12 protein-coding genes are annotated in these 14,525 nt (G+C 59.7%); 2 read left to right on the plus strand and 10 right to left on the minus strand.

What is annotated here, in order from left to right; genetic code table 11:
- Positions 1–23 precede the first annotated feature (23 nt).
- Positions 24–1,181 (minus strand): DUF459 domain-containing protein, encoded by a 1,158-nt coding sequence (locus PZ897_RS06845; protein ID WP_275751104.1) that lies wholly within the window; start codon positions 1,179–1,181, stop codon positions 24–26.
- Between the two features lie 57 nt (positions 1,182–1,238).
- Positions 1,239–2,456, minus strand: a complete 1,218-nt coding sequence (locus PZ897_RS06850) for a lytic murein transglycosylase (protein ID WP_275751106.1) — start codon at positions 2,454–2,456, stop codon at positions 1,239–1,241.
- A gap of 190 nt (positions 2,457–2,646) precedes the next feature.
- Between PZ897_RS06850 and galU the strand changes: the two genes are divergently transcribed.
- Positions 2,647–3,531, plus strand: a complete 885-nt coding sequence (gene galU, locus PZ897_RS06855; protein WP_275751108.1) for a UTP--glucose-1-phosphate uridylyltransferase GalU — start codon at positions 2,647–2,649, stop codon at positions 3,529–3,531.
- Between the two features lie 75 nt (positions 3,532–3,606).
- On the opposite strand, the gene PZ897_RS06860 is transcribed toward galU, so the two are convergent.
- Complete coding sequence (locus PZ897_RS06860) at positions 3,607–4,851, minus strand: outer membrane beta-barrel protein (RefSeq protein ID WP_275751110.1); 1,245 nt, start codon at positions 4,849–4,851, stop codon at positions 3,607–3,609.
- Between the two features lie 495 nt (positions 4,852–5,346).
- Between PZ897_RS06860 and PZ897_RS06865 the strand changes: the two genes are divergently transcribed.
- A complete protein-coding gene (locus tag PZ897_RS06865) occupies positions 5,347–6,342 on the plus strand; it encodes a KpsF/GutQ family sugar-phosphate isomerase (RefSeq protein WP_275751311.1) in 996 nt (331 codons plus the stop codon).
- Between the two features lie 81 nt (positions 6,343–6,423).
- Here PZ897_RS06865 and PZ897_RS06870 read toward each other — a convergent pair whose 3' ends face one another.
- From PZ897_RS06870 to PZ897_RS06900, 7 genes are all read right to left on the minus strand, one after another.
- A complete protein-coding gene (locus tag PZ897_RS06870) occupies positions 6,424–6,879 on the minus strand; it encodes an NfeD family protein (RefSeq protein ID WP_275751112.1) in 456 nt (151 codons plus the stop codon).
- The gene (locus PZ897_RS06875; protein ID WP_343217447.1) at positions 6,876–7,883 is read right to left on the minus strand and encodes an SPFH domain-containing protein; all 1,008 of its coding nucleotides are present in this window, start codon (positions 7,881–7,883) and stop codon (positions 6,876–6,878) included. Before PZ897_RS06875 ends, PZ897_RS06870 begins: the two co-directional genes overlap by 4 nt.
- A gap of 144 nt (positions 7,884–8,027) precedes the next feature.
- Positions 8,028–9,074, minus strand: coding sequence for a ferrochelatase (hemH, locus tag PZ897_RS06880; protein WP_275751114.1), 1,047 nt, complete (start codon positions 9,072–9,074; stop codon positions 8,028–8,030).
- 178 nt (positions 9,075–9,252) lie between these two features.
- Positions 9,253–11,145: a 5'-nucleotidase C-terminal domain-containing protein gene (locus tag PZ897_RS06885; protein WP_275751115.1), complete on the minus strand. Its 1,893-nt coding sequence runs from the start codon at positions 11,143–11,145 to the stop codon at positions 9,253–9,255.
- Positions 11,146–11,283: 138 nt separating this feature from the next.
- Positions 11,284–12,537: an AMP-binding protein gene (locus PZ897_RS06890; RefSeq protein ID WP_275751117.1), complete on the minus strand. Its 1,254-nt coding sequence runs from the start codon at positions 12,535–12,537 to the stop codon at positions 11,284–11,286.
- Between the two features lie 24 nt (positions 12,538–12,561).
- Positions 12,562–12,927, minus strand: coding sequence for a hypothetical protein (locus PZ897_RS06895; protein ID WP_275751119.1), 366 nt, complete (start codon positions 12,925–12,927; stop codon positions 12,562–12,564).
- A gap of 135 nt (positions 12,928–13,062) precedes the next feature.
- On the minus strand, positions 13,063–14,514 hold the full coding sequence (locus PZ897_RS06900; protein ID WP_275751120.1) for a homospermidine synthase: 1,452 nt from the start codon (positions 14,512–14,514) through the stop codon (positions 13,063–13,065).
- Between the last annotated feature and the right edge of the window lie 11 nt (positions 14,515–14,525).

Below are 14,525 nucleotides of genomic sequence, written 5' to 3' on the forward strand. Positions count from 1 at the left end.
CGTGGCAGAGGAACCGGCCTGGTTCAGCGGCTGCCTGGTGGCCAGTCGAAATTGTCGACGCGGCCAGCCGGCGCCTCCGAAAGAATGCCATCGACCACAAGCTTGTCGCGCGGCGAGCGAACCAGGCTTGCGGTTGCCGGCATCTCAGCTAACAACGCAGCGCCCCCGTCAAGCTCCGGATCCGTCATGGCGACGGGCAGGGTCCGCACGACCGCGGTGTTTTCGCCGGGCGGCGGCGGCATGAAGATTTCCGGAAAATTCGCCGAATCGAGTGTTTCGATATCTTCCGAGGTGGCGTCGCCAAGCAATCTGCGGATCGACTTTTCAGCATAGAACGCCATCTTGCGCCGCCCCGCCGCGGTGACATTGATTCCATCGGATCCGCGCAGCCGCACCTGCTGCCCGTTGATGTCGGAACCGGTGAAAATGAACTTTCCCTCTTCGTTGACAAACCCGTCCCAAATGTCGATGAACTCGCCTCCAGCCTTGCCGATCTGCTTCCTGAAGACACCATTGAACGCCACCATGTCGGTGGTCATCGACGGTGATTTGAACGCAGGCAGGCCCATCCACAAGACCGGCGTATTGCGCGCCCGAAGCGAGTTGATGAGCTGTTGGGTGCGGTGTTCATACTCGGCAAGCCAGTTGGTCGACCGGACGTCTTCGCGCTCGCCGTTGATCAGGAGTTGCTGCCGGTCGTTCGAGCCAAGCTGAACCACGATGATCGATGGCTGCACCTCCTCGACAATCGCCTTGGCCTCCACCGGCCAATTGTAATAGTCGTCCCGCACCAGCCCTGATGAACCGCTGGTATGGTCGATCACAACGACCCCCGGAGCCTGCTCAAATGCAGCTCTGAGACCATCTGCTGTGCCATTGGCGAGAAAATCGCCAAGCACCAGGATCTTGCGGGCATTTTCAAGCTTCTCGACGGTCGGTTCCGGCGGTGGGGCCGGAGCCACATTACGGGTGGGTTTCTTCACCCGACTTGTCCGGGGTGCAGGCCGCTCGGCCTTCGGTTTCGGCGTGTTTCCGCCGCCAAACAGCAACTGCAGAAAGGACTTTCGTTCCACCCGCTCCTGCGCAGTTGCGGGTTCCACCAGGTTCACGATCGCCGACCCCGCCGTCGTCATGACAAGCACGACAGCGAGATAGCGCAGGATTGGAAACCGGTAGGTCACGCGGGTGTCAACTCCTGTTCCGCGGTGGGCAGATCGCGATCCGGCACCTATTGGCGATCAATAACGGCGGATTGCATCGAGTATTCTTTGCGATGGAATTGCCTCGCCGGTCAAGCCGGCGCGCGACTGGAAAGAGGCAATAGCCGCCCTCGATCCGGAGCCGAAATTACCGTCAATCTCGCCATCGTAATAGCCAAGCTTCTTGAGGCGGGTCTGCAATTCGAACTTCTCCTTGACGTCGAGCGTTCCTGCCGGGCGGGGCCAGCGCTGGTCGATGCCGCCATATCCGGCAATTTCGTCGGCCAGGGCACCAACACCCAGCGCGTAGGAGTCGGAATTGTTGTAGCGCTTGAGGACGAAGAAGTTCTTGGTCATCAGGAATGCCGGCCCGTTTGCTCCCCCCGGCAGCTTGAGTTCCGCACGACGGCTGCCGTCGGGAAAGCCCTTGCCACTGGGACGGGAAAAGCCGAGCGAGACCCATTGTGCCAAGGTCTTGGTCTGGCCGGCATACTTGTCGCCGCCTCGCGGCAGCACAGCCTCATATCCCCAGGTCTCGCCGGGCCTCCAGCCGTTTTTCTTCAGCAGATTGGCTGCCGTTGCAAGGGCGTCAGGAATCGAGTTCCAGATGTCGCGACTTCCGTTTCCATCCGCGTCCACCGCAAAGGCGAGATAGCTTGTCGGGATGAACTGGGTGTGCCCCATAGCGCCGGCCCAGGAGCCGGTCATCTGCCGTGTCGAAATGTCCCCCGCCTGCAGGATCTTCAGCGCAGCCACAAGCTGCTGGCGTGCAAACTTGGCGCGTTTTTGATCGGCATAAGCCAGCGTGGCAAGGGCCTGCGGAACATAGTGCAGACGGTCGGTCTTGGTGAGAATCTCGCCGTAGTTGGATTCCATGGACCAGATGGCCAGCAGAACAGTTGCATCGACGCCGAAATGGCGCTCGATTGCCTTCAGCGTCCGGGCGTGTTTCGCGCCCATCTCGCGGCCCTTGGCGATGGTGTAAGGATTGACACGGGAATCGAGATAGTCCCACACCTTGGTGGTGAATTCGGGCTGATACCGGGCTTTTTCAAGCACTGTTGGATCAGGCGTGGTGACGCCCCTAAATGCGCTCTCGTAGGTTGAACGAGAGATGCCGGCTTTTGCCGCAGTGCTGTAAAAGCCTGCGACCCACTTTTGAAAACCTGCATCTGCAAGGGCCGGCAGCGGGGCAAAAACACCAGCAAACAGGCAGAGGCTGGCGGTGCGAGCAAAATTCATGGGTGATCGGATCATGTTCCAAGCATCCTGTCGTTTGGGGCGGTAAGGGGTGACTGATTGACGATCGTAGCCTGCAGCTGTCAACAAATCGTTTACCATATTGATGGCCGGAGTGCCTGAATTTGGCAGAACCCGGCCAATGCCCCATATTGACCGATATCTGCCGGCATTGAGCCGGATGGTTTTCGAGAAATGAGGAGAACATATGACCACGGTGCGTAAAATCAGAAAGGCTGTTCTGCCGGTTGCAGGGCTCGGGACCCGATTCCTTCCCGCCACCAAGGCTGTGCCGAAGGAAATGCTGACCGTCGTCGACAAGCCCGTGGTCCAGTATGTCGTCGAAGAAGCGATGGCCGCAGGCATCGAGCATTTTGTTTTCGTCACCGGGCGCAACAAGGGCGTGATCGAAGATCATTTCGACATCCAGACCGAACTGGAGGCGACGTTGCGCGAGCGCGGCAGGACGGCCGAATTGGCGGTGTTGGAAGATATGCTGCCTCAAGCCGGCGCGACCAGCTTCACCCGCCAGCAAGCTCCGCTCGGTCTCGGACATGCTGTCTGGTGCGCCCGGGATATCGTTGGTGACGAGCCCTTCGCGCTGCTGCTTCCCGACATGGTGATGCGCGACACGGTGGGCTGTCTTTCCGGCATGGTTGATCTGTACGAGAAGGTTGGCGGCAACATTGTCGCCGTCGCCGAATGCGATCCCGAGCAGGCGCACAGGTATGGTATTGTCGGGAAAGGCGAGGCCCTTGACGGCGGATTCCGCATTACGGAAATGGTCGAGAAGCCGCCGAAGGGCACCGCCCCGTCCAATTATTACATTAACGGGCGCTATATTCTGCAGCCCGAGATCTTCAACATCCTGTCGAGCCAGGAACGCGGTGCGGGCAATGAGATTCAGGTGACCGATGCGATGCTCAAGCTTGCTGACCGGCAGGCGTTTTCTGCCTATCCCTTTGGCGGCGAGACCTATGATTGCGGCTCCAAGGAAGGCTTTATCCTGGCCAATGTCGCCTTCGCACTAAGCCGGGATGACATCAGGCCACTGGTCGCAGACGGATTGCGAAAGCTCATTGCCGACGGCTAGCCGGATGGCAGGATGTGCATGAGTCGTACACGCACAGGCCGCAACTGATCGCGCTGCGTGCAGTCGAGGCAGAGCCTATCTGCGCATCCTCAGGCCCAGACCTATCCGGGTGGTTTCTTCATCCGTTGCGCCGGGTTCTTCGGTTCGCTCATAGCTGGCGTCCGCTTCCAGATCGAGATAGCGATTTATGCTCCATGTCAGTCCGGTAGATGCGCCATAACTGCGCTGGTTGGCGCGGCTGCTGCCGGAATCATAATCTCTGTAGCTTGCCGTCGCCCCTAGCCTGGCAACCACCGCACTGTGGATCTGCTGTCTCAGGGTTGTATCGAACTCATAGACAATTGCGCCGGACTGGCCCGAGGCCGTGGCGGATTCAAGTGTCGTCGACAGACCCAGATTGACATCTGTGCCCCTGAGCGGTGACCAGTTCAGTTCGCCATCCAGAGTGAGGCCTGAAATGTCGGCCAGGTTGGCGTCATCAAGGGTCCGCAGAACATAGCCGGCCGCCAGCTCGCCACTGAGCTTTTCGCCTAGATTGACCTCTGCGCCGGCACGTCCGCCAATCGTCGTCGAGGACCGCTCAGCCCCGCTGGAATCTATGCGCTGATCATATTTTTCACGGCCAATTGACGCTTCCAGAAACGGGATCAATGCCGGTGATATGGCATAGCCGATCCTGGCGGTCAGTTCAGCGCCCAGCGTATCCCGGTCATCGACCAGCACACTGCTGCCATCGGCGAGGGTGGCGTCGCCATAGAGCCTGCGGGTCAGTTCCACTGTGGTGGTGCCGCGCAGCAGCCCGAGATTTTTCTGCAGCCCCGCACTGGCGCGCCATTCGTGAATTCCCGACTGGGTGGTGGCGCCGGAAATGGCGTTGGGATCGGTACGGCTTTCCTGTTCGTAACTGTAGCCGGCAGCCAATAGTGCCGTCAGGTCATCAACCAGATTCAGATTGAGCCGTGCATTGATGTCAGCGCTTGGCGATTCCGTGCCTGTGCCGGAGAGGTTTTTCTGCCAGGTGCCGGTTCCATCGACGCTGAGCTGGTGCCGGGACCAGTCGGATTGAAGCGTGCCGGACACTGTCGTTTGACTGTAGATCCGGCTGGTTTTGGCCGTGCCGTAACGGTTTGTTTCGTGCACAATTCGCTCATCAACAGACGGCCGCAGCGTCAGAGACCCAAACCTGAATCCTGTGACCGTGCTCTCCTGATCCAGCGGCTCGGGAGCCAGACCATCGACAGTTTCAGCGCGGACGTTCTGGCGGGCCAGGCCTGCGGCATAATCCTCGTCTGCCTGGCTGAGAACGGAGGGGGAGCCCATGGATCCTGTAACATCCTCCGCTTCCGCGCCGAGGGAGCTTTCGCTCGATCCGGTCGGCAGGCCAGAGGCTGAGGCAACAGCTTCAGTGTCATCCGGTCCAGATCCGGAACCGGGTGAGGCCGGACGTTGGACCGGCAGGGCGCCGTAGAGTGATGCAGCCGCGATGGATTGTCTCGGAGACGTTTGTTGAGTGGTTCCGCGCAGTTGATAAAGGTCGGTGGCGGCGTCATCGCGTGTAGCGGTTTGACCCCGGGCTGCGGCGATCGTTGCCAGAATGCAAAGAGCAGACACACTGAGGCGAAGCCGGTTGCGCCGCGCTAGTTTGTGTGTGCTAAGAGTGTTGGTGCAATCGCGCATGCGTCGTGGGGTCCGGACTCATCCAAATCTTGTCAAACCGTAAACACTTGTGGTTAACGCAAGGTTTCGATCCCGAGCTTTGACCAATCTCTGCGGTGCTTGATGGACACCGGGGCGGCAAAGCGATATTCCGGCGTGATGAAGAAGATCCTGCCAGACTATCCAAGCAATGAAATCCCGCGTTCGGCCGGGCGTACCATCCGCACCGAAATGAACGGACTTCATGCCCTTGCTACGGCGCTTGAGAATGGGCTTGCTGAGCCCTTCACCCGGGCGGTTCAAACGCTGGGTTCCATTACCGGACGGGTGATCGTCACCGGCGTTGGCAAAAGCGGACATATAGGCGCCAAGATTGCCGCGACGCTGTCTTCGACCGGAACGCCGTCGCACTTTGTCCATCCCGCGGAAGCCAATCATGGCGATCTGGGCATGATTGAGCGTGATGACGCGATCATCGTGCTGTCCTGGTCGGGAGAAAGCGCGGAATTGAAGGGGATTCTTGCCTATTCCCGCCGCTTTCAGATTCCGCTGGTGGCGTTCACCTCAGGCGCGGACTCAGCGTTGGCGCGCGAAGCCGATCTCGTCATGTTGCTGCCAAAGGAACAGGAAGCCTGCCCGCATGGGCTGGCGCCAACCACCTCGACGCTGATGCAGCTCGCCCTGGGCGATGCGCTTGCAGTGGCCTTGCTCGAGGCGAAGGGATTTACCGCGGGCGATTTTCATACCTTTCATCCCGGCGGGCGGCTCGGGGCCAATCTGGCGCATGTGTCGGATGTGATGCACACTGGGGAATCCGTGCCGTTGGTCCCCTCGGGCACGCCGGCGCCGGAAGCAATCATGACGCTGTCGGTGCGAAAATTCGGCTGCGTCGGTATCACCGGGCCGGATGGACGGCTGATCGGCATCGTCACCGATGGAGATGTGGCCCGCAATCTGGGCCGAAACCTGGTGGATCAGCCGATTGATGCGATCATGACAAGCCAGCCCAAGACGATTGCGCCCACCGCGCTCGCCAGCACGGCGATGGCCATCCTGAACCAGAACTCGATTGGCGCCCTGATCGTCACCGACAACACGCTGTCGCCGATCGGCATCGTGCACTTCCACGACCTGCTGCGGATCGGGGTTGCCTGACTTCATCTTGTCAGACGCCGGTGGTGGGCAGGGGGTCAGCGAGGCGGGCCTGTTGCTCCCGCACCCCGCCTCAAATGGTGATCAGGCCCGCTCGACCGACAGGCCTCCGGCTTGCGCCGCGATGATGCGGACCCGTGTTCCTGCCGGCATCTCGGTGCCCTGAACGATCCAGGTGGTGTCATCAAGCCGGATGCGTCCCTTGCCGTCGATGATCGGCTCTTCCAGCGTCGCTGTCCGGCCGACCAGGCCTTCGATCCGCCGGTTGAGCATTGGCTGGTCGCTTTCGGCGCTGGCGCTGGAAATCCGGCGTCCGGCAAGGGCGAAGCCGATGGCCAGCACTGCGAAAACCAGCAGCTGCAACTGCCAGCCCCAAAAATCGGCCCCCCACACGGCAAGCGAAATGGCACCAACGACGATGGCGGCCAAACCTATCCACAGCAGAAAGACACCCGGAACCAGAATTTCCACGCCAAGAAACAGCAGACCTATGATCCACCAGGTCCATGGCCCGAGTTCTGTTGCCAGGGCCACAATCATGTGTCTTGCTCCCCTTGCGGCTTGGCCTGGTAGCCGGGTGTGGTGGCAGACGACCGGCGAACTGCCTGGCCGGAGGAAGGCTGAGCGCCATTCACGTCGAAGACTTCCTTGGCAATCGCGCCGATGCCACCCAGTGACCCGATCAGCGAGGAGGCTTCCAGCGGCATCAGGATGACCTTCTGGTTTGGCGCCGAGGCAATCTGTCCAAGTGCCTCGGTGTATTTTTGCGCGACAAAATAGTTGATCGCTGTCACATCGCCTTCGGAGATGGCAACCGACATCATCGTGGTCGCCTTGGCTTCTGCTTCGGCAAGCCGCTCGCGGGCCTCGGCATCCCGGAATGCCGCGTCCCGACGGCCCTCGGCTTCGAGGATGGCGGACTGTTTGGCGCCCTCTGCGCGCAAGATCTGGGAATTGCGCGAGCCTTCGGCTTCCAGGATATCTGCGCGCTTCTCGCGCTCCGCCTTCATCTGCCGGCCCATGGCCTCGACCAGATCGACCGGGGGAGCGATGTCCTTGATTTCGACGCGGGTGATCTTGATGCCCCAGGGGGCGGCGGCCTGGTCCACAACGCGCAACAGCCGGTCATTGATGGCATCGCGGTTGGAGAGAAGTTCGTCGAGATCCATCGACCCCATCACCGAGCGGATGTTGGTCATGGTCAGATTAAGCAGGGCCTGTTCCAGATTCGATACCTGGTAGGCTGCTTCCGCAGCGTTGAGCACCTGATAGAATGAGACCGCATCGGCGGAAACGGAGGCATTGTCGCGGGTGATGACTTCCTGGGTGGGAATGTCGAGCACCTGCTCCATGATGTTTATCTTGCGGCCGATGCGGTCGACAAACGGGACAATGATGTTCAAGCCGGGGGTGAGGGTTCGGGTGTAGCGTCCGAACCGTTCAACCGTGAAGGCATAGCCTTGCGGCACCGTCTTGATCCCGGAAAACAGGACCAGGATTGCAATGACAACGACGACGATGACCGTGATATCCAGTCCCAACATGCCCAACGCTCCCGTATTTTATTGCGGCCAGCAGAATTGCCGCGCTAGCCCAAACAGGTAGTTGGTCTTGCAGGGGCTTGCAATCTTCCGGCGGGATTATCTTGCCGCAAGCCCAAGAATGGATGCTTCTGGCCGGCAGACCCGTTAGACCCAGCCTTGCAACTCGCGCCGGACAATGGTTTCGAGCACCTTCATGCCGCTTTCGGAATCATTGAGACACGGGACGTGGGTGAATTTCTCACCGCCGTGTTCGAGAAATATCTCGCCAGCCTCGCCGGCAATTTCCTCAAGGGTCTCCAGGCAATCGGAAACGAAACCGGGATTGATGACAGCCATGCGCTTCACCCCATCCCTGGCCAGCTTCTCCACGGTTTTGTCGGTATAGGGTTGCAGCCACTCTTCGGGTCCGAAACGCGACTGGAACGTGACCATCAGCTTTTCCTTCGGCCACCCCAGCCGTTCACAGACCAGCCGCGCCGTTTTGAGGCATTGGCAATGATAGGGGTCACCCTTGAGAAAGTAGGATTGTGGAATGCCGTGAAACGAGGTGAGAACGATTTCAGGCTCCCAATCAAGCCCGGCGATATGGGACTCGATCGACTGGGCGATCGCCTCGATATAGGCCGGATCGTCGTGATAGGGCGGAACCGTCCGCAAGGCCGGCTGCCAGCGCATGCCCATCAGGGCCTGGAACGCCTTGTCATTGACGGTGGCGGTGGTGGCCGCAGCGTATTGCGGATAAAGTGGAAACAGCACGATGCGATCGCATCCCGCATCCTTGAGCGCCTGCAGCTTGTCGGGAATTGACGGCTGGCCGTAACGCATCGCCCAGTCCACCTGCACGGAAGGATGGTCTGCCAGGATCTGACCCAGCTTGTCGGATTGATTGCGGGTGTATGTTCTCAGGTAGCTTTCATCGAGATCCCTGTTCCAGATCTCCTCATAGGCCTTGCCAACGCGCCCCGGGCGGGTGTTGAGCACGATGCCGAACAGGATCGGGTACCAGTACAGGCGCGACCATTCGATCACCCGCCTGTCGGTGAGGAACTCCTTGAGATAGCGGCGCATCGATTTGTAGTCCGTGCCGTCCGGGGTTCCCAGATTGACGATCAGAACGCCAACTTTCTGGATTTTTACCGGCGGATGTTCGGCGGGAAGCTCGCCCACCGCCCGGCTGGCTTCGTCAGACATACTTACATGCGTGTTCAAGGTCGCGTCCATTTCATGATTGTCTCAGCTGTGTTGGCTTCGTCTGGAACATAGTGGCACGGTTCGACAAATCAATCTTCCGCAAGCCGGCCAATGCGGGATAGCGCATGCAAAAGGGCCCGGAAAACCGGGCCCTGGCGCATATCGCAGGAAAACAGGCCTACCTGGCGGGGACCGACAGGGTGTCGCCGATCGTCAGACCCTTTGCTTCGGCAGATGGATTGGCTTCTGCGATCATAGGCCACAGTGTGGCGTCACCATAATACGTCTTGGCGAGATCCCACAGGGTGTCGCCCGAAGCCACGATGTGCTCCTTGCCCGCCGTGGCCGTTTCGGCAGCGGCGTCCTTGGCCATCGCCGCCTCTTCAGCTGCAGGCTCCACGGCAACGTCCGGAGCCTCGGCAGCCGCTTCCTCCTCAGCCGGAGCCGAATCGGTCATCGGCTTCGTTGCTGCGGCCATCACGCGACCGTCGGTATAGGGCTTGTAGGGGGTATTCTTGGCCAGGTAGTCGGCGACCACCTGTTCAAGGCCCGGACCGAAATCATAAGCGTTCATGCCAGCGGAACTGAAGACCGAATAGCCGTCGCCACCACCTCGCATGTAATTGTTGGTTGCGACAGAATAGACTGTCTCGGGTTCAATTGGCTCGAAGCCGTCCCCTTTCTTGACCTCGACAGAGACGATCCGGGAGCCGGCCTCGGCATCCTTGTCGAACGTGTAGCGCAGACCGGCGACCTGGGCGAAGCGGCCACCACCTTCTTCAATCTGGCTGGCGCCGTTCTCAAGCGCAGCGACGATGTCGGACCCCTTCAACTCGAATGTGGCCAGCGTGTTCTGGAACGGAAGTACCGAGAGGACTTCACCCATGGTGATCTCTCCGGCATCGATCGAGGCGCGCAATCCCCCGCCATTCTGGATCGCGATCGTCACACCCTGATCGCTGACCCGGTCAAGCATGGCATCGGCCACGAGATTGCCCATTTCGCACTCGCCGGCGCGGCAGGTGTCGCGGCTGCCGTCAATCGCCGCATCTGTATCTGACACCCTGCGGGTCTTGAGTTCCTCGATCGGCGCGCCAAGTTCCTTGATCCGCGCCAGAACGCCTTCATCGGGGATGATTGTGCTGTCGAGCAGAATTGGATCGCCCTTGGCTTCCCTGACCACACCATCATCGTCGAAGGTGACAGTGAATTCACCAAGATATTTCGAGTAGGAGGCGGCCTGTGCGACAGGCACCTTGTAGCCCCCAGGGTTGTCGATCATCGTCGGGTAAGGGCCCTCGGCGTTTTCATCGGTGTTTGACAGCAGGGAGTGCGAATGACCGCCGACGACAACGTCGACGCCGGGAATCCTTGCCACCAATTCCATATCGCGCGGGTAGCCGACATGGGTCAGCGCGATGATCTTGTTGACACCTTCGGCCGTGAGTTTCTCAACTTCGGCGGTGATTGACCTGATGTCGTCTGCAATCAGGATATTGGGTCCGGGGGAGGCAATCTCCGGCGTGTCGTTGGTGACGGCGCCGACGATGCCGATTTTTTCACCGCCAACTTCCATCACCATTGATGGCTTGATCCGGTCTCCGACCTTCGATGACACACTGGCAGCGACATTGGCGGAGAGGACCGGAAACGCGATGACATCAAGGAACGGTGCCAGCGCTTCTTCGCCATCATCGAACTCGTGGTTGCCGACGGTCATGGCATCAAATTTCATCTGGTTGAGGAATTCGGCTTCAACCGTGCCCTTGTAAGTGGTGTAGAACAGCGAGCCCTGGAAGTTGTCACCGCCGTTGAGTAGCAGGACGTTGCTGCCATCCAGCGCCTTGCGGCGGTCGGCGATGGCGGTGACCAGCCGTGCTGCACCGCCGAAACATTTCCCTTCCGTCTCGTCCTCTGCCGCACAGGTGGATTCATACTTGTTGTTGGATTCAATGCGGCTATGCCAGTCATTGATGTGCAGGATTGTCAGGCTGTAATCGGCCAAAGCCGCGCCCGAGCTCATGCCCAGGACCGATGCCGACAGCAATGCTCGCTTGATGATTTTGTTCATGTAACTGCTCCCTTTTCGCTGCTTACAGCGTGCCAGATGTCGAGTGTCGAGGCCGACCGGGCAGGCTTTAATGAATGGTTTCACTAACAGCGGGGAACTTCAAGTGCGACTTAGGCACGGGGTGATTTTTTGACGGTGTCAGGCCGTGTAGTCGCGCTCGTCAGCGATCACCTTGCCATCGTTGGGCAGGCTGGCCGGGGCAGCGATTTCCACCGAGCCGCGCAATTTGGCGATGGCCGACAGGGTTTTTTCGATGTCCTGCGCCACAGGTGCAGCGCCGGCTGCGGGTTCCACCATCAGGGTCATCACATCCGCATCGCCGGAGCGGCTGACGACAAGGCGTGCGCGGGCGATTTCGGGGTGCGCCTTGAGGACTTCGGCCACCTGTTTGGGATCCACGAACATGCCCTTGACCTTGGTGCGCTGATCGGCGCGGCCCATCCAGCCCTGAATGCGCGGTCCTGTACGCCCGCAGGGAGATGCGCCGGACAGCATCGCAGACAGATCGCCGGTCCCGAAACGGACAAGGGGATAGCCCGGGTTCAAGCTGGTGACCACCAATTCGCCGACTTCTTCGTCTGGCACCGGATCATTGGTGCCGGGGCGGACGATCTCGACGATGATTCCCTCATTGACAATCATGCCGGGGTGTGGCGCGCCGCTGGCATCAGTACTTTCATAGGCGATCACGCCGAGATCGGCCGTGGCATAGCACTGCAGCACAGAGACAGCCCGGTCGGTATAATATTGCCGCAGCGAGGGAAACAGCGCCCCGCCGGAGACCAGGGCGCGCTTGATCGATGAGAGGTTCTGACCGAGTTCATCGGCTTTTTCGAGAATGGTTTTGAGGTAGTCCGGTGTTCCGGTGAAACCACTGGGCTTCAGACGGGCGATTGCATCGACCTGCGCTTCCGTGTTGCCGGCGCCTGCGGGGAACACCAGGCAACCCAGTGCCCGTGCGCCCTCATCGAGAATGAAACCGCCCGGCGTCATGTGGTAGCTGAGCGCGTTGTGAATGACATCACCGGAGCGGAAGCCCGCGGCAAACAGCGCGCGGGCCGAAGACCAGGGGTCGATGCCAAGTCCCTGTGGCTCCCAGACCGGACCGGGGGACAGAAAGACCCGATTGCCCTTCAAGGCGTCCACATCGGCAAGCCCGCCAAACGGTGGATTGGCTGCCTGCATTTCCATCAGGTCCGGTTTGCGCAGCACCGGCAGGCTCGCCAGGGCCGTCCGGTCGCCAAGGGTTGCCGGGTCAGGATGGCCGAGCCAGGTATCAAGGGCCGGAAGCCGCTTGAGGCTGTGGCGCAGCAGGGCCCGGAACTCGTCGAAGGCTTGCAGTTCGCGGGCTTCGGGCGCGCGTGTTTCACGATCATCGAAATGACGGGTCATGATGTGGGCCCTGTGCTTGCCTGCCTAGATGCGACGCACCAAGGTGAACTGTGTATTACCGTCGTCCGTGCAATTCATTTGATTGGTTGAGGCTATGAGACAGCGAGCTTTTTTGTTTCTCTCACTCTTCATTGAAAAAAACGAAATATCGACTGTTTGTGCGTCAGTCATAATATAGTTTCCGCGGGTTAAAAGTTCGCCAGTTTGGCTGAAAACCGAGGAAAATGTACCGTTCGAAAAAGTTGAAATTGCAATGCCATCAGCACCAACCCACTGTCCCTCGATGCCCTGCGGCTGCACCGGCATGGGACGTGGCGAATAGGTGGCGGACTGGCAGGCCGCCAACAAAGCGGCGAGCGCGCCAATGGCGATAATACGATGTGGTTTCATGGCGCGGTATTTCCCTTGAGCCGGCATCAATAGGATTCTAACAATCAAAGAATGCAGCGCACAGGCGGCGAAAGCAAGGCGGCGACTTTCCGTTCAGCTTCCGGGCCGGTCCGGTTGTTGACCACTGTGGCAAACCTAACGCACCAATATGTTGCGGAACTGCCAGGGATCGGTCTCGTCGATATCTTCCGGAAACAGTCCGGGACGGCCTGTCAGGGGCGTCCAGTCGGTGTAGTGGCCCTCGACCGGCCCGAGATAGGGGGTCTGGATCTCAAGGCAGCGCTTGTAATCGACCTCATCAGCCTCGACGATGCCGGCTTTCGGGTTCTCCAGCGCCCAGACCATGCCTGCCAGAACGGCTGAAGTCACCTGCATGCCGGTGGCATTCTGATAGCGTGCGAGGCGGCGGGTTTGCTCAAGCGACAGGCGTGATCCATACCAGTAGGCGTTCTTGTCGTGGCCGTAGAGCAGCACGCCGAGCTCGTCGAGGCCCTCGACCAGCTCATGCTCGTCAAGCACGTGCAGGACCGGTTGCTGGTTGCCGCCATTGCCGAACATTTCATGCAGCGACAGCACCGCGTCATTGGCCGGATGATAGGCGTAATGGCAGGTCGGACGATAGGTGAGGTCGCCGTCCTTGTTCCTGACGGTGAAATAGTCGGCGATCGAGATCGACTCATTGTGGGTGACGAGAAAGCCGTATTGCGGACCGGGGGTCGGGCACCAGCTCCGTACCCGGGTATTGGCACCGGGCTGCTCAAGATAGATCGCCGCCTTGCAGCCTTTCTTGTGCTTTTTGGCGTTCTTCGGCATCCAGTTCTCATGGGTGCCCCAGCCAAGTTCAGCCGGCTGCAAGCCTTCAGAGATGAAGCCCTCCACCGACCAGGTGTTCCAGAAGACATTGAGCGGCTTGGGGGCCTTGGCCAACTGGGTGTCGCGCTCGGCGATATGGATGCCCTTGACGCCAACCTTCTTCATCAGCCTGGCCCAGCCCTGGCGATCGTTGTGTTCGGGTTCCTTGAACTTGACGTTGAGATCGTTTGCGAGGTTGACCAGCGCCTGCTTGACGAACCACGACACCATGCCCGGATTGGCGCCGCAGGTGGAAACAGCCGTCGTGCCGCCAGGGTTCTTCTTCTTTTCCTGGCGAAGTGTCTCGCGCAGCGCATAATTGGTGCGCTCGGAATTCTTCATGTCCTTGTTGAAGTAGAAACCGAGCCAGGGCTCGATGACGGTGTCGATGTAGAGAACATCCAGCTTGCGGCAGAACTTGATCAGATCCAGCGAGCCGGTATCGACCGAGAGGTTGACACAAAAACCCTGACCTTCACCTTCGGTCAAAAGCGGCCTTAACAGGTCCTTGTAGTTGTCTTTTGTGACATGGGCCTTGATATGCCTGATGCCATGCTGAGCAAGAATTTCCATGTCATGAGCATCGTCGCGCGGTTCGATGACAACCATCCGGCTCTTGTCAAACTTGAAATGGCGCTCGATCAACGGCAGCGTGCCGCGGCCGATCGATCCGAAACCGATCAGTACGATTGGGCCGGTGATGGTTCCATAGACCGGATAATCCTGCTGCGTCATGTCGTTCGCTC

Source organism: Hoeflea sp. YIM 152468, assembly GCF_029210485.1.
In the GTDB taxonomy this organism is placed as follows: Bacteria; Pseudomonadota; Alphaproteobacteria; order Rhizobiales; family Rhizobiaceae; genus Hoeflea.

What these genes read in the sequence shown, in the direction of transcription:
- PZ897_RS06895 (WP_275751119.1), bottom strand. Translation starts at nt 12,927, where the DNA reads ATGAAACCACATCGTATTATCGCCATTGGCGCGCTCGCCGCTTTGTTG.
- PZ897_RS06860 (WP_275751110.1), bottom strand. Translation starts at nt 4,851, where the DNA reads ATGGGCTCCCCCTCCGTTCTCAGCCAGGCAGACGAGGATTATGCCGCA.
- PZ897_RS06870 (WP_275751112.1), bottom strand. Translation starts at nt 6,879, where the DNA reads ATGATTGTGGCCCTGGCAACAGAACTCGGGCCATGGACCTGGTGGATC.
- PZ897_RS06875 (WP_343217447.1), bottom strand. Translation starts at nt 7,883, where the DNA reads ATGTTGGGACTGGATATCACGGTCATCGTCGTCGTTGTCATTGCAATC.
- galU (WP_275751108.1), top strand. Translation starts at nt 2,647, where the DNA reads ATGACCACGGTGCGTAAAATCAGAAAGGCTGTTCTGCCGGTTGCAGGG.
- PZ897_RS06850 (WP_275751106.1), bottom strand. Translation starts at nt 2,456, where the DNA reads ATGATCCGATCACCCATGAATTTTGCTCGCACCGCCAGCCTCTGCCTG.
- PZ897_RS06900 (WP_275751120.1), bottom strand. Translation starts at nt 14,514, where the DNA reads ATGACGCAGCAGGATTATCCGGTCTATGGAACCATCACCGGCCCAATC.
- hemH (WP_275751114.1), bottom strand. Translation starts at nt 9,074, where the DNA reads ATGTCTGACGAAGCCAGCCGGGCGGTGGGCGAGCTTCCCGCCGAACAT.
- PZ897_RS06890 (WP_275751117.1), bottom strand. Translation starts at nt 12,537, where the DNA reads ATGACCCGTCATTTCGATGATCGTGAAACACGCGCGCCCGAAGCCCGC.
- PZ897_RS06885 (WP_275751115.1), bottom strand. Translation starts at nt 11,145, where the DNA reads ATGAACAAAATCATCAAGCGAGCATTGCTGTCGGCATCGGTCCTGGGC.
- PZ897_RS06865 (WP_275751311.1), top strand. Translation starts at nt 5,347, where the DNA reads ATGAAGAAGATCCTGCCAGACTATCCAAGCAATGAAATCCCGCGTTCG.